20 protein-coding genes are annotated in these 16,243 nt (G+C 66.1%); 8 read left to right on the top strand and 12 right to left on the bottom strand.

Annotated elements, in window-relative coordinates; translation table 11 throughout:
• Positions 1 to 4: 4 nt before the first annotated feature.
• Both rplM and zapE read right to left on the bottom strand, forming a co-directional pair.
• Positions 5 to 433, bottom strand: coding sequence for a 50S ribosomal protein L13 (rplM, locus tag C4S71_RS03045; protein ID WP_103968167.1), 429 nt, complete (start codon positions 431 to 433; stop codon positions 5 to 7).
• A gap of 215 nt (positions 434 to 648) precedes the next feature.
• Positions 649 to 1,833, bottom strand: coding sequence for a cell division protein ZapE (gene zapE / locus C4S71_RS03040; protein WP_103968166.1), 1,185 nt, complete (start codon positions 1,831 to 1,833; stop codon positions 649 to 651).
• 214 nt (positions 1,834 to 2,047) lie between these two features.
• Between zapE and C4S71_RS03035 the strand changes: the two genes are divergently transcribed.
• Positions 2,048 to 2,500, top strand: coding sequence for a Z-ring associated ZapG family protein (locus C4S71_RS03035; protein WP_086509837.1), 453 nt, complete (start codon positions 2,048 to 2,050; stop codon positions 2,498 to 2,500).
• 29 nt (positions 2,501 to 2,529) lie between these two features.
• Here the strand turns inward: C4S71_RS03035 and C4S71_RS03030 are convergent, their stop codons facing one another.
• Positions 2,530 to 3,291: a Nif3-like dinuclear metal center hexameric protein gene (locus tag C4S71_RS03030; RefSeq protein WP_103968165.1), complete on the bottom strand. Its 762-nt coding sequence runs from the start codon at positions 3,289 to 3,291 to the stop codon at positions 2,530 to 2,532.
• Between the two features lie 98 nt (positions 3,292 to 3,389).
• Between C4S71_RS03030 and C4S71_RS03025 the strand changes: the two genes are divergently transcribed.
• Positions 3,390 to 4,598, top strand: coding sequence for a Do family serine endopeptidase (locus tag C4S71_RS03025; RefSeq protein WP_086509839.1), 1,209 nt, complete (start codon positions 3,390 to 3,392; stop codon positions 4,596 to 4,598).
• A gap of 102 nt (positions 4,599 to 4,700) precedes the next feature.
• Here C4S71_RS03025 and hisD read toward each other — a convergent pair whose 3' ends face one another.
• The 9 genes from hisD to C4S71_RS02980 all read right to left on the bottom strand — a co-directional run bounded on the left by hisD (position 4,701) and on the right by C4S71_RS02980 (position 11,560).
• The gene (hisD, locus tag C4S71_RS03020) at positions 4,701 to 6,026 is read right to left on the bottom strand and encodes a histidinol dehydrogenase (protein WP_086509840.1); all 1,326 of its coding nucleotides are present in this window, start codon (positions 6,024 to 6,026) and stop codon (positions 4,701 to 4,703) included.
• 43 nt (positions 6,027 to 6,069) lie between these two features.
• Positions 6,070 to 6,732 (bottom strand): ATP phosphoribosyltransferase, encoded by a 663-nt coding sequence (hisG, locus tag C4S71_RS03015; protein WP_010629168.1) that lies wholly within the window; start codon positions 6,730 to 6,732, stop codon positions 6,070 to 6,072.
• 41 nt (positions 6,733 to 6,773) lie between these two features.
• On the bottom strand, positions 6,774 to 8,036 hold the full coding sequence (murA, locus tag C4S71_RS03010; RefSeq protein ID WP_103968164.1) for a UDP-N-acetylglucosamine 1-carboxyvinyltransferase: 1,263 nt from the start codon (positions 8,034 to 8,036) through the stop codon (positions 6,774 to 6,776).
• A gap of 12 nt (positions 8,037 to 8,048) precedes the next feature.
• Positions 8,049 to 8,318, bottom strand: coding sequence for a BolA family protein (locus tag C4S71_RS03005; RefSeq protein WP_086509842.1), 270 nt, complete (start codon positions 8,316 to 8,318; stop codon positions 8,049 to 8,051).
• Positions 8,319 to 8,452: 134 nt separating this feature from the next.
• A complete protein-coding gene (locus C4S71_RS03000) occupies positions 8,453 to 8,785 on the bottom strand; it encodes an STAS domain-containing protein (protein WP_086509843.1) in 333 nt (110 codons plus the stop codon).
• Positions 8,782 to 9,444 (bottom strand): MlaC/ttg2D family ABC transporter substrate-binding protein, encoded by a 663-nt coding sequence (locus tag C4S71_RS02995; protein WP_103968163.1) that lies wholly within the window; start codon positions 9,442 to 9,444, stop codon positions 8,782 to 8,784. The genes C4S71_RS03000 and C4S71_RS02995 overlap by 4 nt, the downstream gene beginning before the upstream one ends.
• A gap of 22 nt (positions 9,445 to 9,466) precedes the next feature.
• Complete coding sequence (gene mlaD / locus C4S71_RS02990; protein WP_086509845.1) at positions 9,467 to 9,931, bottom strand: outer membrane lipid asymmetry maintenance protein MlaD; 465 nt, start codon at positions 9,929 to 9,931, stop codon at positions 9,467 to 9,469.
• A 37-nt stretch (positions 9,932 to 9,968) separates the two neighbouring features.
• Positions 9,969 to 10,751: a lipid asymmetry maintenance ABC transporter permease subunit MlaE gene (gene mlaE / locus C4S71_RS02985; RefSeq protein WP_103968162.1), complete on the bottom strand. Its 783-nt coding sequence runs from the start codon at positions 10,749 to 10,751 to the stop codon at positions 9,969 to 9,971.
• A complete protein-coding gene (locus tag C4S71_RS02980; protein ID WP_086509846.1) occupies positions 10,748 to 11,560 on the bottom strand; it encodes an ABC transporter ATP-binding protein in 813 nt (270 codons plus the stop codon). Before C4S71_RS02980 ends, mlaE begins: the two co-directional genes overlap by 4 nt.
• Before the next feature lie 141 nt (positions 11,561 to 11,701).
• Between C4S71_RS02980 and C4S71_RS02975 the strand changes: the two genes are divergently transcribed.
• The 6 genes from C4S71_RS02975 (at position 11,702) to lptB (ending at position 16,169) form a co-directional block, all read left to right on the top strand.
• Positions 11,702 to 12,649, top strand: coding sequence for a calcium/sodium antiporter (locus C4S71_RS02975; RefSeq protein ID WP_103968161.1), 948 nt, complete (start codon positions 11,702 to 11,704; stop codon positions 12,647 to 12,649).
• Between the two features lie 91 nt (positions 12,650 to 12,740).
• The gene (locus C4S71_RS02970) at positions 12,741 to 13,697 is read left to right on the top strand and encodes a KpsF/GutQ family sugar-phosphate isomerase (RefSeq protein ID WP_176342838.1); all 957 of its coding nucleotides are present in this window, start codon (positions 12,741 to 12,743) and stop codon (positions 13,695 to 13,697) included.
• A 23-nt stretch (positions 13,698 to 13,720) separates the two neighbouring features.
• Positions 13,721 to 14,278: a KdsC family phosphatase gene (locus tag C4S71_RS02965; protein WP_103968160.1), complete on the top strand. Its 558-nt coding sequence runs from the start codon at positions 13,721 to 13,723 to the stop codon at positions 14,276 to 14,278.
• A gap of 13 nt (positions 14,279 to 14,291) precedes the next feature.
• The gene (gene lptC, locus C4S71_RS02960) at positions 14,292 to 14,912 is read left to right on the top strand and encodes an LPS export ABC transporter periplasmic protein LptC (protein WP_103968159.1); all 621 of its coding nucleotides are present in this window, start codon (positions 14,292 to 14,294) and stop codon (positions 14,910 to 14,912) included.
• The gene (lptA, locus tag C4S71_RS02955; protein WP_086509851.1) at positions 14,909 to 15,436 is read left to right on the top strand and encodes a lipopolysaccharide transport periplasmic protein LptA; all 528 of its coding nucleotides are present in this window, start codon (positions 14,909 to 14,911) and stop codon (positions 15,434 to 15,436) included. The genes lptC and lptA overlap by 4 nt, the downstream gene beginning before the upstream one ends.
• Before the next feature lie 7 nt (positions 15,437 to 15,443).
• Positions 15,444 to 16,169, top strand: a complete 726-nt coding sequence (lptB, locus tag C4S71_RS02950; protein WP_086509913.1) for an LPS export ABC transporter ATP-binding protein — start codon at positions 15,444 to 15,446, stop codon at positions 16,167 to 16,169.
• Positions 16,170 to 16,243 lie beyond the last annotated feature (74 nt).

Here is a 16,243-nt window from a genome sequence, read left to right as displayed (position 1 = left end):
CCCCTCAGATGTTCAGTTCTTGCGGCTGCTGGGCGGCGTGCGGGTGCTCGGCGCCGGCGTAGACCTTGAGCTTGGTGTACATGGCGCGCCCCAGCGGGCCCTTCGGCAGCATGCCCTTGACAGCAGACTCGATCACGCGCTCGGGAGCGTGCGCAATCATCTTCTCGAAGTTCATGGAGCGCAGGCCACCCGGATAACCGGTGTGACGGTAGTAAGTCTTGGCCTTGGCCTTGTTGCCGGTGACCTTCACCTTCTCGGCATTGACGACGACGATGTAGTCGCCGGTATCCACATGAGGGGTGAACTCGGGCTTGTGCTTGCCGCGCAGGCGACGAGCGATTTCGGTAGCCAGACGGCCGAGCGTCTTGTCCGCCGCGTCGACGACGTACCAGTCGCGCTGCACGGACTGCGGCTTAGCAGTGAACGTTTTCATGGAGAAATCACCACAAAATCAAACAAGTGTATTGGACCCAGCGCAACGATGTGCGGGCAGGATCATCCCTATTTTTCTTGGTTGTCGCCTCGCCAGGAAGCGACAACGGTCGAGGAGCGCGTATTCTACATGAACTGCACCCCCGGTTTAAAGCACTATCGCCACCATGAGCTCGCAGCCTGGCGGCTACGACTCGACAGCCTCACGGGACAGCCTCACGGCTTGTGCGCCTGGGCCAGGTACTCGTGGGACTGCATCTCCTGCAGCCGCGACAGGGTACGCTGGAACTCGAATTCCAGGCGCCCGTCGGCGTACAGCGCCTCGGCGGGCACCTCGGCCGACATCAGCAGCTTGACCCCACGGTCGTAGAACTCATCCACCATGTTGATGAAGCGACGCGCCTGATCGTCGGTGGCCGCCCCCATGCGCGTCACGTTGGAAACCAGCACGGTATGGAACTCGCGAGCCAGCTCGATGTAGTCGTTCTGGCTACGCGGCCCGTCGCACAGCTCGCGGAACTCGAACCAGACCACATCGTCATGCAGCTGTCGCGCGCGCAGGATGCGATGGTTGACCTCGATCGGCACGTCGGCCTCGCCGGCCTGCCCCGCGATCTCGCGAAAGCTGCGCGCGAGCTCTCGCTCTGCCGCCTCGTCCAGGGGCGCATGGAAAATCTCGGCGCGCTTCAGCGCGCGCAGACGATAATCGATCCCCGAATCGACGTTGACCACCTGACAATGGCGCTTGATCAGGTCGATGGCCGGCAGGAAGCGCGCGCGCTGCAGTCCATCCTTGTACAGCTCGTCGGGCACGATGTTGGAAGTTGCCACCAGCACCACGCCGCGCTCGAACAGCGCCTCGAGCAGATTGGCCAGGATCATGGCATCGGTGATGTCCTTGACGAAGAATTCGTCGAAGCAGATCACCCTGGCTTCCGCAGCGAACTTGGCGGCGATCAGGGTCAGCGGGTTCTTCTCTCCCTTGTAGTGCTCGAGTTCGTTGTGCACCCGCTGCATGAAGCGGTGGAAGTGCGTGCGCATCTTGTCGGGAAACGGCAGGGAGGCATGAAACGTATCGACCAGATAGGTCTTGCCGCGCCCCACCCCGCCCCAGAAGTAGAGCCCCTGGATGGCCGGCAGCGCCGGCTGGGCAGACGCCTTGTCGCGCTTGCCGAACAGCCCGGCCATCCTGGACTTCAACCCGCGGCCGGTGGTCACCGAGAGCGGCTCGGTTCTGGGCGATGCCACCAGTTGGTCATAGAGACGCTGCAGGTGCTCGACCGCCTGCTCCTGAGCCGGGTCGTAGTGAAAGTCATCGCGCTCGAGATCGGCCCGGTAACGCGTCAGCGGCGTGCCGGCAGCAGCCGAGCGGGTCTCCGTTTGGGGCACGGTCGCGCACATGGAAGTTTCCTTGTGATCTCTGCTCATGGCGTTTCAGGGAACGCATTATACGCATCGCCGCCAGCCTGCGAAGCAAAAACGCCCACCCACAGCGGACCGATGATCGTTGACCCGCCAACTGGCAACGCTTCTATAATGGGCCAGCCAGACAAGTCTCGTACGCCGAACCGGTCAGGCCTCTGGCTCCGGCGTGTATCACCATCAGGAGAATTTCGTGGATTACGGCAATGTGAACTGGATCGTGGCTATCGTCAGCCTGCTGGCCGGCCTCGGCATCGGCGCCATTGGCTATCGCATGCTCGGCACGTCATCGACCCAGCTGCAGGAGCTGCGCCGCCAACTGGCCGAGCGGGAGCGCGAGCTTGGCGTGGTGCGTGAAGGCCTGGACGAGCACTTCAGCCAGGTCAGCATGATGGTGAGCAACATCCAGCGCGAGATGCGCACCCTCGAACACCGCCTGACCGAAGATGCCAGCACGCTGAACTGCGAGCCGGTAAAGAACCGTCAGCTCAAGGCTGCCGACCAGCCGGCCCTGACCGGTGCCGAGAGCGACGAGATACCGGCACCCCGCGATTACGCCGACGGCTCCGGTGGCACCCTGTCGGAAGATTTCGGCCTGAAATCCAACCAGGACAAGAACGAGCTGCCTCAGCCACCCCGCTACTGACTGCCGCTGGCGGGGTTGTCGAGATCCCGTCAGGCGGGGTTGTCGATGTCGACGAAGCGATGCTCGACCCCGAACTCCCGTGCGATCCAGGCACCCAGCGCCTGGACGCCATAGCGCTCGGTGGCGTGATGGCCGGCCGCCAGATAGTGAATCCCGAGCTCGCGCGCGAGATGCGTGGTGCGCTCGGAGATCTCGCCGGAGATGAAGGCGTCGGCCCCGGCTTCCCAGGCCAGGGTGATCATGTCCTGCGCTCCGCCGGTGCACCAGGCCACACGCCGAATCGCATGCCCCCCGGGCGCCTCGATGAGCAGCGGCTCGCGCCCCAACCGCTCGCCGACCTGGCGCGCCAGCGCAGCCGGCGTCGCGGCTTGCGGCAAACCGCCAAGCCACACCAGTCCCTGCCCCAGCTCACCGTCGGCGCAGCCGTCCACCTGAAAGTCGAGCAGTCGGCCCAGCTCGGCGTTGTTACCCAGTTCGGCATGGGCATCGAGCGGCAGGTGGTAAGCCAGCAGATTGATGTCGTTGAGCAGCAACGTGCGGATGCGCTGCTGCTTGATACCGGTGATCGGCACCGGCTCGTTTTTCCAGAAATAGCCATGATGCACGAGCAGCAGATCGGCACCCCACGCCACCGCCTCGTCGAGCAGCGCCTGACAGGCCGTGACGCCACTCATCACACGCCGCACCTCGTCACGCCCCGCCACCTGGAGCCCGTTGACGGTGTAATCCTTGAAGGCGGACGCAGCGAGCACGGTATCGCAGGCCCGCACCAGGTCATTACGCAAAATCATCGTGCCTCCCGGACAGCGCTTCGAAGTCGATGTTACAATTGCGTCATTGTAACGACTGAGCGGGGTACCATCGACCGCCGCCGACCAGGAAACGCCGCATGCGACGTTCTCTCATTGCCTACGCCCTACCCGTTCTCATCGGTGTGCTGCTGGCCATCGTGCTGCTGAATACCTTTCCCCAGCTGCTCCAAGGCCCCTCGGCACCGCAAACGCCTGCCCAGCAGAGCCAGCCCGCGGTAGTGCAACCCCAGACACGCCCTGCCCCCGAACTGCAGCAGGCCGCCCCACTCTCGCGCCAGCAGGGCCCGGTGAGCTATTCGGAGGCCGTGGAGAAGGCGGCCCCGGCGGTGGTCAACATCTACTCTACGCGGGTGGTGGCGCGCGAGGAGCATCCGCTGATGTCGGACCCGTTCTTCCGTCAGTTCTTCGGCGACGACCTGCCCACCCAACAGCGCCTGCTGTCGAGCCTCGGTTCGGGCGTCATCGTCAGCGAGGACGGCTACGTGCTGACCAACCATCATGTCATCGACGGCGCCGACGAGATTCAGGTGGCCCTGCGCGACGGCAGGGAAATCCTGGCGGAGGTGATCGGCACCGACCCCGAGAGCGACCTGGCCGTGCTGCGTATCGAGCTGGACAACCTGCCGGTGATCGAGATCTCGGATACCAACGACGTGGCGGTGGGCGATATCGCGATGGCCATCGGCAACCCCTTCGGGGTGGGCCAGACGGTGACCATGGGCATCATCAGCGCCACGGGGCGCAGCCACCTCGGCCTGAGCGCCTACGAGGACTTCATCCAGACCGATGCCGCCATCAACCCAGGCAACTCGGGCGGTGCGCTGGTCAATGCCGAAGGCGCGCTGGTCGGTATCAACACCGCCATCTTCTCGCGCACGGGTGGCTCCCAAGGGGTCGGCTTCGCCATTCCCATGCGGCTGGCGAGCACCATCCTGGACGATCTGGTGACGCAAGGGCGGGTCATTCGCGGCTGGCTCGGCGTCGAAGCCCAGGAGATGACTCAGGACCTGGCCGCTTCCTTCGGCTTACAGGCACCGCGCGGCGTGGTCATCTCCGGCGTCGTTCCCGAGGGTCCCGCGGCGGTGGCCGGCCTGCGGCCGGGCGACGTCCTGCTCGAGGTCGATGGGCGCCCCATCCTCGATGCGCGCGCCGCCATGAGCGACATCGCCGCCATACAGCCAGGCGCCACCCTGCCGCTGACGCTGGTGCGCAGCGGCGAGACCTTCACCGTCGACCTGGAGGTGGGCGAGCGCCCGCTGCCGCCGAGCCGGCGCCCCGAGCGCTGAGGGGGCCGCTCCTGATGCCCCCGCGCTCTCGAGACGCCCTTGGGACAGCCCTCGGACCGAGACGCGTCAGGCTGTATCCGAAAAGTCGGCGGCGAGCGAAGCCTAGTCGCCCTTGATGCGGTACTCGGCGGAGCGGGCGTGGGCCGTCAGCGACTCGCCCCGCGCCAGCACCGACGCCACGCGGCCCAGCGTCGACGCCCCCGCCTCCGAGCAGTGGATGATCGAAGAGCGCTTCTGGAAATCGTAGACCCCCAGCGGCGAGGAGAAACGTGCCGTACCGGAGGTCGGCAGCACGTGATTGGGGCCGGCGCAGTAGTCGCCCAGCGCCTCGGCCGTGTAGCGCCCCATGAAGATGGCACCGGCGTGGCGCACCTGTGGCAGCATTGCCTCGGGCTCGGCCAGGGAGAGCTCCAGGTGCTCCGGGGCGATGCGATTGATCAGCTGCACCGCCTCGTCGCGGTCGCGGCAGTGAATCAAGGCCCCGCGGCGGGCCAGCGACTCGCGCACGATCGCCTCGCGCTCCAGGGTAGGCAGCAGGCGTGCAATGGACGCCTCGACCCGATCCAGGTGGGATTCGTCCCAGCTCACCAGCAGCGCCTGGGCGTCCTCGTCGTGCTCGGCCTGGGAGAACAGGTCCATGGCCAGCCAGTCGGGATCGGTGCCGCCGTCGGAGACCACCAGGATCTCCGAGGGCCCGGCAATCATGTCGATGCCTACCTGGCCGAACACCGCCCGCTTGGCGGTGGCCACGTAGATGTTGCCCGGCCCCACGATCTTGTCGACCCGCGGCACGCTCTCGGTGCCGTAGGCCAGCGCCGCCACCGCCTGGGCGCCGCCGATGGTGAAGACATGATCGACGCCGGCCAGGTGGGCCGCCGCCAGCACCAGCTCGTTGAGCACGCCATCGGGGGTCGGCACCACCATGACGATCTCGCGCACACCCGCCACATGGGCCGGGATGGCGTTCATCAATACCGAAGAGGGATAGGCCGCCTTGCCGCCGGGCACATAGATGCCGGCCCGGTCGAGGGGCGTCACCTGCTGACCCAGCACGCTGCCGTCGGCCTCGGTATATGACCATGATTCAGGCTTCTGACGTTCGTGATAGAGGCGAATGCGTTCGGCAGCCTGGGCCAGGGCGTCACGCTGCTGCTCGGGCAGACCGCGATAGGCCTGCTCCAGCCTGTCGGCACCCAAGGTAAGCTCAGCCATGCTGCCCACCGCCAGGCGGTCGAAGCGCTGGGTGTACTCCACCAGCGCCGCATCGCCGCGCACCTTCACCGCAGCGATGATCTCTGCCACCCGCTCCTGAACCTCGGCATCGGACACGCCCTCCCAGGCCAGCAGCGCGTCGAGACGGGCATCGAAATCGCCGTCGCCGGTGGAAAGGCGGGCCAGGTCGACGGATTCTGCCAGGGTTTCGCTCATGTTCGCATTCGCCTCCTAGAAGAGATGTGGTCTTGTGCGCGGCTCAGCCAGCGGGAAGCTCTGCCGCCGGACGGCGCCGCTCCACCGCTTGGGAGAGGCGTGCAAGCAACGGCTTGAGGCGTTCGTGCTTCATGGTCATGGCGGCCTTGTTGACCACCAGTCGCGTGCTGATCGGCGCGATCAGCTCGCGTGGCGACATGCCGTTGGCGCGCAGGGTATTGCCGGTGTCGACGATGTCGACGATCTCGTCGGCCAGATTCATCAACGGCGCCAGCTCCATCGCCCCGTAGAGCTTGATGACCTCCGCCTGAATGCCCTGCTCGGCGTAGTAGCGACGCGCCACGTTGACGAACTTGGTCGCCACCCGCCGCCGCGCCCGGGCCGGCTTGGCACCGTCGATGCCGGCGGTCATCAGCTTGCACTTGGCGATTTCCAGATCGAGCGGTTCGTACAAGCCTTCGGCGCCGTGCTCGAGCAGCACGTCCTTGCCCGCCACACCGAGGTCGGCGGCCCCCATCTGCACGTAGGTCGGCACGTCGGTGGCGCGGATGATCACCAGCTTGACGTCGTCGAGGTTGGTGTCGAACAGCAGCTTGCGGCTCTTGCTCAGGTCCTCGGCCGGCACGATGCCGGCATCCGCCAGCAGCGGCAGGGTCTCGTCGAGAATACGGCCCTTCGACAGGGCCAGGATCAGTTGCTTGCTCATGCTCTCGCCTATGGTCAACGCTGGTCGAATCGCCGCCCCGTTCAGCCGGGGATACGGCGAATCCGGGCGCCCAGCAGTTGCAGCTTCTCTTCGATGCACTCGTAGCCGCGATCGATGTGGTAGATGCGGTCGACCAGGGTCTCGCCCTCGGCCATCATCGCCGCGATCACCAGCGAGGCCGACGCCCGCAGGTCGGTCGCCATCACTGGCGCGCCGGAGAGATGCTCGACCCCGGTGATCATCGCCGTATTGCCCTCGAGCGCGATCTTCGCCCCCATGCGGTTCAGCTCCTGAACGTGCATGAAGCGGTTCTCGAAGATGGTTTCGACCACTCGCGAGGTACCGTCCGCCACGGCATTGAGTGCCACGAACTGAGCCTGCATGTCGGTTGGGAAGCCTGGATAGGGCGCGGTGCGAATGTTGACCGGCCGCGGGCGACGCCCCTCCATGTCGAGTTCGATCCAGCCGTCGCCGTGGGCGATCTTCGCCCCGGCCTCTTCCAGTTTGGCCAGCACCGATTCGAGTATGTCGGCGCGGGTGTTGCGCACCCGCACTCGCCCCCGCGACAGGGCGGCGGCGACCAGGAAGGTGCCGGTCTCGATGCGGTCGGGCATGACATCATGGTAGGCGCCATGCAGCCGCTCCACGCCTTCGATGATGATGTTGTTGCTGCCGTGGCCGCTGATCTTGGCACCCATCTTGATCAGGCACTCGGCCAGATCGACCACCTCGGGCTCGCGTGCCGCGTTCTCCAGTACCGTGGTGCCCTCGGCCAGCGTTGCGGCCATCAGCAGGTTCTCGGTGCCGGTAACGGTAACGGTATCGAAGAAGATGGTGGCGCCCTTGAGCCGGCCATCGACGCGGGCGCGCACGTAGCCGCCCTCGACGCGAATCTCCGCGCCCATCGCCTCGAGACCGCGGATGTGCAGGTCCACCGGGCGCGAGCCGATGGCACAGCCGCCCGGAAGCGAGACATCGGCGTGACCGAAGTGAGCCAGCAGGGGCCCGAGCACCAGGATGGAAGCGCGCATCTTCTTGACCAGCTCATAGGGAGCATGGCAATCGCGCACCTGTGAGCCGTCGAGCTGAATGGTCATCTTCTCGCCCATCACCGGTTCGACGCCCATGCGACCGAGCAGCTCGAGGGTGGTGGTGATGTCCTGAAGATGCGGCAGGTTGCCGATGGTCACCGGCTCGTCGGCCAGCAGGGTAGCGCAAAGGATTGGCAGCGCCGCGTTCTTGGCACCGCTGGCCCAGACCTCGCCGTCGACGGGCCCGTTGCCGGTAATGATCAGCTTGTCCATGTATCTCGACCGTCAGGCACCCTGGCTGGGTGAAGCCACGTTCTCAGGCGCGCTAGCCCACTGCGCCGGCGTATAGGTCTTGATGCTCACGGCATGTACGGCACCGGAGGCGATCTCCTCGGAGAGCGCTCCATAGATCAGTTGCTGGCGCTTGACCGGGGACAGACCACCGAAGACTTCGCCCACGGCGATGACCTGGAAATTGCAGCCTTCGCCCTGGATGTAAAAGTCGCAATCCTCGAGGCGCGCCTCGAGCAGCGCCTTGATGTCACTGGGTTGCATGAAAAACGGAACTCCTGTGGGACGATGGAGCGGCACGCGACCCCTCGCGGGGCCACGGCCAGGAACAAGAATTCCTATATGGTAAAGAAAAGCATCGCGCTTGGCGATGCCGGTACTGGCTCAGCAGGCCGGGTTCAACCTCCGGCGGGCAACGGCAGGAGTTCGTCGAGCCCCGCCACCCGGGTGAGCCGGGCCAGCGGAGCGGAAAGTCGAACTTCGCGAATCTTGACGCCGGCCCGGCGAGACTGCCGCGTCCACTCGAGCAACACGCTCACGGCCGCGCTGCTCACCCGCTCGACGCCGCTCAGGTCGAGCACGATGCGGGTTCCGGCGGGCTGCCCGGCAATCCAGGCGGTACCGGCTTCTGCCAGCGGTGCAGCGATATCGAAATCGACGTCACCGCTGACGGCCAGCCCTTCCGGGCCGGCCTCGAGCTCAATGCCACCGCGCTCGAGCAGGCGACTCATGCATCACCACCCTGCTCCAGCTCCTCGGTGGCGATTTCCGGGGACCAGGTGGCGATCACCGCATCGTAATCGCGACCGTGGTCGCGCATGGCCTGGTCGAACTGATTGCGGAAGGTCAGGCCCAGATTGATGCCGTTGACGATGACGTTGACCACTTTCCACTGGCCGTCGGTCAGGCGCAGCGTGTAGCTGACCGGATAGACGCTGCCATCCATCGCCACCACCTCCATGGCCACCGACGCCTGGTCCTCGTGGCGCGGCGGACGCTGGCTGTCGAGCACGCGCAGCTCACGATAGTCGAAGGTCACCAGACCCTTGCTGTAGGTATCGATCAGGGTCTGACGAAAGACCTGGGCGAAGCGCGAGCGCTGCTGGTGGGTGGCATTCTGGAAGTAACGCCCCATCACGCTGGCGCCGATGTAACGGAAATCGGCGATGTCGTCGAGATTCTCGTTCACCAGCGCCTTCAGCTCGTCCATGTTGTCGGCATAGTAATCCCTGCGCCCTTCGATCTGGCCCATCAGCTCGTCGACGCTGTAGCGGATGACCTGCTCGGGACTGCGCTCAGGCGCTGCCGCTGCGGCCAGGCTGGTGAGCATCAGGCACAGGCCCAGCAATACGCGGTTAAGCAGAGTGATGGGGGATGTCATCTGAGTCATGGCTGGACCTCATCAAATAAAATCAATCGCTGACCATATTGGACACAAACTGCTGAATCAGTTCCTCCAGCACCAGAGCCGATTGCGTATCGCGGATGGTGTCGCCATTGACGAGCATCTCGGGATCGCCGCCGACGGTGAGACCGATGTACTGCTCACCGAGCAGGCCCGCCGTCAGGATGGCTGCCGTGGTATCCCGCGCCAGTTTTCCTTCAAGCTCGGCATCGAGCTCGAGAATGACGCGGGCATCGTACCAGTCGCGATCGAGCTCGATGGCGGTGACCCGCCCTACCGTCACCCCCGACATGGTGACCCGTGCGCGCGGCTTGAGGCTGCCGATGTTGGCGAAGTTGGCCTCCAGCCGGAAGGTGTCGCCCGGCATGTTGAAGGTCAGCCCGCTGACCCTCAACCCCAGGAACAGCAACCCCAGGATACCGGCCAGCATGAACAGGCCGACCCCCAGCTCCATTGTCTTGCTGCGCTTCATCCTGCCTCTCCATCGCGCGATAGGCGCCGCTCAACCATCAGGAAAACCCTCCGAACATCACCGCCGTTAGAACGAAATCGAGGCCCAGTACGGCCAGGGACGAGTAGACCACCGTGCGCGTGGTGGCGCGGGAGATGCCCTCTGCGGTCGGCACCAGGTCGTAGCCCTGGAACACCGCAATCCAGGTCACCACCAGGGCGAACACCATGCTCTTGATCATGCCGTTGCCGACATCGCCGATGAAGGCGACGCTGGACTGCATGCCGCCCCAGTAGGAGCCCTCGAACACGCCCAGCCACTCGACACCGACCAGATAGCCGCCGTAGATGCCGACCACGCTGAAGCCGATGGTCAGCAGCGGCAGGGCCACGAAGCCGGCCCACAGCCGGGGCGCTACCACCCGGCGCAGCGGGTCGACGCCGATCATTTCCATGCTGGTGAGCTGCTCGGTGGCTTTCATTAGGCCGATCTCGGCGGTCAGCGCCGAGCCGGCGCGCCCGGCGAACAGCAGTGCCGCCACCACCGGCGACAGCTCGCGCAGCAGCGATAGCGCCACCATCTGGCCCAGTGCCTGCTCGGCACCGAAGTCGACCAGGATGGTGTAGCCCTGCAGCGCCAGCACCATGCCGATGAACAGGCCGGAAACCAGCACGATGGCGATCGACAGGACGCCGACGAAGTGCATCTGGCGCAGCCACAGGTACCACCCTTCCCGCGACGGCACGCCGACCGCCGACTGGGCCAGGAACAGGCCCGAGCGACCCAGCGCCTCGAGCACGTCGCAGCCGCGGCGCCCCAGATTCAGGATGTGTGCGATCACGGCCGCCCCTCCAGGTCGAGGATGTCGCGGAAGAACTCGGGTGCCGGGTAGTGGAAGGGCACGGGGCCGTCCGGCTCGCCGTGCACGAACTGGCTGACCCGTCGGTCCTCGTCCACGTCCAGGCTGGCGGGAGTACCCTGCGCCATCACCTGGCCGTCGGCGATGACATAGACATAGTCGGCGATGGAAAGTGCCTCGGGGATGTCGTGGGACACCACCACCGAGGTCAGTCCCAGAGCGTCGTTGAGGGTCTTGATCAACTGTACCAGCACGCCTTTGGAGATCGGGTCCTGCCCGACGAAGGGCTCGTCGTAAAGTACCAGGTCGGGGTCCAGCGCAATGGCGCGGGCCAGGGCGACACGACGCGCCATGCCCCCTGACAGTTCGGCGGGCATCAGTTCGCGCGCCCCGCGCAGCCCGACGGCCTGCAGCTTCATCAGCACCAGGTCGCGGATCATCGCTTCCGGCAGCTCGGTGTGCACGCGCAGCGGAAACGCCACGTTCTCGAACACGCTGAGGTCGGAGAACAGCGCCCCGCTCTGGAACAGCATGCCCATGCGGCGGCGCAGGGTGAACAGCGCCTTGCGCGACAGCTCATGCACGTCATGGCCGTCGATCAGGACGCGACCGACATCGGGAGTGAGCTGGCCGCCGATCAGCTTGAGCAGCGTCGTCTTGCCGGTGCCGCTGGGCCCCATGATGGCGGTAATCCTGCCACGAGGGATCTGCAGTTCTACGCCGCTGAAAATGGTCTTTTCACCGCGTGAGAAGTGCAGGCCCTTCACCTCCACGAGGGGGGATTCGATCATGCTGCAAGGTCCAAGAAAGAATTATCGAACATCGTATCCTAATCATGCCGCCCGGCGCCAGCCTGCACGCCCTGTCGCTTGCACCGGAGCCACCGAAGACGTCTAATGTGCCACCTCGTATCCTAGCTGCGACCCTTCATCATGCTGCTGCCTGCCATCGCGATCGCCCTGGGCCTTGCCGTACTCGTGTGGAGCGCCGACCGCTTCGTCAATGCCGCTGCCGCCACGGCGAGTCGCACCGGGCTTAGCGCCATGCTGGTCGGCATGACCGTGGTGGCGCTGGGTACCTCGGCCCCCGAGATGGTGGTAGCGGTATTTGCCGCTCTCGATGGCCTGCCCGACCTGGCCACGGGCAACGCCCTGGGCTCCAACATCGCCAACATCGGCCTGGTACTGGGCATGACCGCCCTGATTCGCCCGATCCCGATACGCTTCTCGATGGTCCGGCGTGAATTGCCCCTGCTGCTGGGCGCCACCGGCCTGGCCGGCTATGCCTTGGCCAACGGCATCCTGGGACGCTTCGACGCACTGTTCCTGGGCCTGCTACTGGTCTTCAGCCTGTGGTGGCTGCTGCGTGCCGACACTCCCGACGCTCCGGCGGACGACGCCATACCCGCGATGACGCTCCAGAAGGCTCTCGCCTGGCTGGCCTTCACGCTCGTCCTGCTGGCGCTCAGCTCGCGCACGCTGGTATGGGGCGCCAGCGAGCTGGCCCGCGGCCTGGGGGTCAGCGAACTGATCATCGGCCTCACCATCGTGGCAGTGGGCACCAGCCTGCCCGAGCTCGCCGCCTGCATTGCCAGCGCCATCAAGCGCCACCACGACCTGGCCATCGGCAACGTGATCGGCTCGAACCTGTTCAACCTACTGGCCGTGCTGCCGATTCCCGGCCTGCTGGCGCCCGGCCCGATCGACCCCGCCGCCGCCAGCCGCGACTTTCCGATCATGCTGCTGCTGACTCTCGGCATGGGCATGCTCCTGCTGTGGTTCCGCCACGGCCGGCTCGGGCGCCTGCCCGGCGCGCTCTTCCTGGGCATCTACCTGGTCTATCTGACCTGGCTGGCCGCGGCCGCCGGCGGTGCCACTTGAGCGATTCCTCGCAAAGGACAACAATCAGCGCATGACCAACGACACTGCAACGCCGACAGATCAGAACGCCCCAGCGGCAGAGGACTCGCCCATGCGGGCCAGCGCCCGCCGCACCCTGCACATCGAGGAGCAGGCCGTCGCCGCGCTGGCCGGACGCCTCGACAGCCACTTCGACCGTGCCTGCGAGCTGATACTCGCCTGCCAGGGGCGGGTGGTGGTGACCGGCATGGGCAAGTCGGGCCATGTCGCCGGCAAGATCGCCGCTACCCTGGCCAGCACCGGCACCCCTGCCTTCTTCGTGCATCCAGGCGAGGCCAGCCACGGCGACCTGGGCATGATCACCCCCGGCGACGTGGTACTGGCCCTGTCGAACTCCGGCGAGACGGCAGAAGTCACCGCCCTGCTGCCGCTGCTCAAGCGCATCGGCACGCCGCTGGTGAGCATGACGGGACGCCCCGACTCGACCCTGGCTCGTCACGCCGATGCCCATCTCGATGCCGGCGTCGAACGCGAGGCCTGCCCGCTCGATCTGGCGCCGACGGCCTCCACCACCGCTGCCCTGGCGCTGGGCGATGCGCTGGCGGTGGCACTGCTCGAGGCACGCGGCTTCACCGCCGAGGACTTCGCCATGTCGCACCCGGGCGGCAGCCTGGGCAAGCGCCTGCTGCTGCGCGTCGGCGACCTGATGCACCAGGGCGACCGGCTGCCCCGCGTACCGCTGGGCAGCCCCCTGCGCGACGCCCTGCTCGAGATTACCCGCCAGGGCCTCGGCTTCACCTGCGTCGTCGATGAGCAGAATCAATTGATCGGTGTCTATACCGACGGCGATCTGCGTCGCACGCTCGATCAGCACCAGGATCTGAGCCGGCTGACGGTAGACGACGTCATGACCCGTCCCGGCAAGCGCATCAGCGCCGACGTGCTGGCCGCCGAAGCGGTGCGCGTGATGGAAGACAACCTGATCACGGCGCTGGCCGTGGTCGATGACGAAGGCCACCCGATCGGTGCCCTGCACATGCACGACCTGCTGCGAAGCGGCGTGATCTGACTTCACTCTGACAAGGAGAGCCCATGGCGCTCGCCACCTCGACCCTCGACCCGCGTCTGCTCGACCGCTTGCGCAAGATTCGCCTGCTCGCCCTGGACGTGGATGGCGTGCTCACCGACGGGCGGCTTTACTTCCAGGCCGACGGCGTCGAGATCAAGGCGTTCCATACCCAGGACGGCCTGGGCATCAAGCTATTGCGCCGCGCCGGACTGCAGGTTGCCTTCATCACCGGCAGGGAGTCGCCCATGGTCAGCCATCGCGCTGCCGCCCTGGGCGTCGACCACGTCTTTCAGGGCTGCGAGGACAAGCTCGCCACGCTGCGCGAGCTGTGCAATCGCAAGGGCTTCGAACTCGAGCAGGTCGCCTTCTGCGGTGACGACCTGCCCGATCTGGCGCCCATTCAACGCACCGGTGTCGGCATCACCGTGCCCGGCGCCCCGCCCTACATCCGTGCCCTGGCCGATCACGTGACCGAGCGCAGCGGCGGCCATGGCGCAGTGCGCGAGATCTGCGATCTGCTGCTCGAGGCGCAGGGGCATCGCGACGCCCTGATCGACACTTACCTGCACGGCAAGCGCTGAGGTCGCCCCGCCGATGCTGCGTCGTCTGCCGCGCCCCTCGTTCCGTCTCTGGCTGTTTCTGCTGCTGCTGGCGCTGGGCGGCCTGATCACCTGGCTGGACCCATGGCAGCCCCCACCCCCCGGCCCGGTACCCACCGACGAAGCCGGCGAGCCCGACTACTTCCTTGAGCAGGCCCGCCTGACGCGCTTCGATATCGAAGGCCGCGCTCACCAGCGGCTGGAGAGCCCGCGCCTGGTACACACTCCCCACGACGACGTGACACGCGCCGTCACGCCGCTGGCGCACCTGATCGACCGCGAGGGCCGGCTGTGGGTGGCCAGCGGCCAGGAGGGGCGGCTCGGCCCGGGTGGCAACCCGCTGACGCTTACCGGCGACGCCCGTCTCTTCGCCCCCGAGGAGCGCTGGCAGCTCGACACCGAGGTGCTGCACTACGACGCCAACGTCGGACACGCCTGGAGCGATACGCCGGCGCTGCTGCAGCAGCCGCCGCAGCACATGCGCGGCGAACGTTTCGACGCCTGGATCCATGACAACCGGGCACGATTGACCGACAATGTGCGCGGCTATCACCCCCCGGAAGGCGCTCAGCCGGGACAGGCCGACCCCGTCACCCTGGAGGAACTCACGCCATGAAGCGATGCAAGCCGTCGACGCCTCGCACGCTGCTCACCCTGGCATTGATCGGCCTGGCATGGAGCCCTGCCGCGAGCATGGCCCAGCAGCGCGACGCCGATCAGCCCATTCATATCGAAGCCGACCGGCTCGATCTCGACGACGTTGCCGGCACGGCGGTCTACACCGGCGACGTGGACATTCGCCAGGGCACCATGCGCATCACCGGCGACCGCGTCGAACTCCGGCGCAATGCGGCCGGTGAGCTTTCCCGCGCCACGGCCCGCGGCGAGCGCGCCTACCTCGAGCAGCAGCCCGATCCCGACCAACCCGTGGTACGCGGCTGGGGACGCACCGTCATCTATCACGCCGCCGAACGCCGCGTCGAGCTGATCGACCGTGCCGAGCTGCACCAGGGCGGAGATACCTTCGATGGCGGCTATCTCGAGTACTTCCTCGACCGTCGCGTGGTCCAGGCCCGCGCCGAGAGCGAAGGCGTCGAAGGACGCCAGCGTATCCGCATGACCCTGCAACCGGAGCGCTGAGATGGCGATGAAGACCCTGCACGCCCGCCACCTGGCGAAGAGCTACAAACGCCGGCGCGTGGTGCACGACATCAGCCTCTCCATCGAGCAGGGCTGCGTGGTGGGGCTGCTCGGCCCCAACGGAGCCGGCAAGACCACCTCGTTCTACATGATCGTGGGCCTGGTCAAGGCCGATGCCGGCAACGTCTGCATCGACGACCTCGACCTCTCGAAGAGCGCCATGCACGAGCGGGCCAAGGCGGGCATCGGCTACCTGCCGCAGGAGGCTTCGATCTTCCGCAAGCTCTCGGTGGCCGACAACATCATGGCCATCCTGGAGACCCGCAAGGATCTGGATCGACAAGGGCGTCATCAGCGCCTGGAGCAGCTGCTGCAGGACTTTCACGTCACGCACATCCGCGACAACCTCGGCATGAGCCTGTCGGGCGGTGAGCGGCGGCGCGTGGAGATCGCCCGCGCGCTGGCCACCGAGCCGGCCTTCATTCTGCTGGACGAGCCCTTTGCCGGCGTCGATCCGATCTCGGTGGGCGAGATCAAAGGCATCATCCGCCAACTCAAGGCCCGCGACATCGGCGTGCTGATCACCGATCACAACGTCCGCGAGACGCTGGATATCTGCGATTCGGCCTATATCGTCGGCGACGGTCAGATCATCGCGGAAGGCGATGCCGAGGCCATTCTGGCCAACCGTCGGGTAAGGGAAGTCTATCTCGGCGAAGACTTCCGTCTATAGCAGCGCCCCTGCCCATAGCGCATTCCGACCCAACAAACAAGAGCATGATCTTACATTAAAATTCCCTAACGGGC

The organism is Billgrantia desiderata (genome assembly GCF_900108215.1).
GTDB lineage: Bacteria > Pseudomonadota > Gammaproteobacteria > Pseudomonadales > Halomonadaceae > Halomonas > Halomonas desiderata.
The sequence above is the reverse complement of the archived record's forward strand: the minus strand, read 5'-3'. Positions and strand labels throughout refer to the sequence as shown.

Bases quoted from the DNA above. Each gene is read 5' to 3' on its own strand.
- rplM (WP_103968167.1), bottom strand. From the start codon at position 433: ATGAAAACGTTCACTGCTAAGCCGCAGTCCGTGCAGCGCGACTGGTAC.
- zapE (WP_103968166.1), bottom strand. From the start codon at position 1,833: ATGTGCGCGACCGTGCCCCAAACGGAGACCCGCTCGGCTGCTGCCGGC.
- C4S71_RS03030 (WP_103968165.1), bottom strand. From the start codon at position 3,291: ATGATTTTGCGTAATGACCTGGTGCGGGCCTGCGATACCGTGCTCGCT.
- C4S71_RS03025 (WP_086509839.1), top strand. From the start codon at position 3,390: ATGCGACGTTCTCTCATTGCCTACGCCCTACCCGTTCTCATCGGTGTG.
- hisD (WP_086509840.1), bottom strand. From the start codon at position 6,026: ATGAGCGAAACCCTGGCAGAATCCGTCGACCTGGCCCGCCTTTCCACC.
- hisG (WP_010629168.1), bottom strand. From the start codon at position 6,732: ATGAGCAAGCAACTGATCCTGGCCCTGTCGAAGGGCCGTATTCTCGAC.
- murA (WP_103968164.1), bottom strand. From the start codon at position 8,036: ATGGACAAGCTGATCATTACCGGCAACGGGCCCGTCGACGGCGAGGTC.
- C4S71_RS03005 (WP_086509842.1), bottom strand. From the start codon at position 8,318: ATGCAACCCAGTGACATCAAGGCGCTGCTCGAGGCGCGCCTCGAGGAT.
- C4S71_RS03000 (WP_086509843.1), bottom strand. From the start codon at position 8,785: ATGAGTCGCCTGCTCGAGCGCGGTGGCATTGAGCTCGAGGCCGGCCCG.
- C4S71_RS02995 (WP_103968163.1), bottom strand. From the start codon at position 9,444: ATGACTCAGATGACATCCCCCATCACTCTGCTTAACCGCGTATTGCTG.
- mlaD (WP_086509845.1), bottom strand. From the start codon at position 9,931: ATGAAGCGCAGCAAGACAATGGAGCTGGGGGTCGGCCTGTTCATGCTG.
- C4S71_RS02980 (WP_086509846.1), bottom strand. From the start codon at position 11,560: ATGATCGAATCCCCCCTCGTGGAGGTGAAGGGCCTGCACTTCTCACGC.
- C4S71_RS02975 (WP_103968161.1), top strand. From the start codon at position 11,702: ATGCTGCTGCCTGCCATCGCGATCGCCCTGGGCCTTGCCGTACTCGTG.
- C4S71_RS02970 (WP_176342838.1), top strand. From the start codon at position 12,741: ATGCGGGCCAGCGCCCGCCGCACCCTGCACATCGAGGAGCAGGCCGTC.
- C4S71_RS02965 (WP_103968160.1), top strand. From the start codon at position 13,721: ATGGCGCTCGCCACCTCGACCCTCGACCCGCGTCTGCTCGACCGCTTG.
- lptC (WP_103968159.1), top strand. From the start codon at position 14,292: ATGCTGCGTCGTCTGCCGCGCCCCTCGTTCCGTCTCTGGCTGTTTCTG.
- lptA (WP_086509851.1), top strand. From the start codon at position 14,909: ATGAAGCGATGCAAGCCGTCGACGCCTCGCACGCTGCTCACCCTGGCA.
- lptB (WP_086509913.1), top strand. From the start codon at position 15,444: ATGAAGACCCTGCACGCCCGCCACCTGGCGAAGAGCTACAAACGCCGG.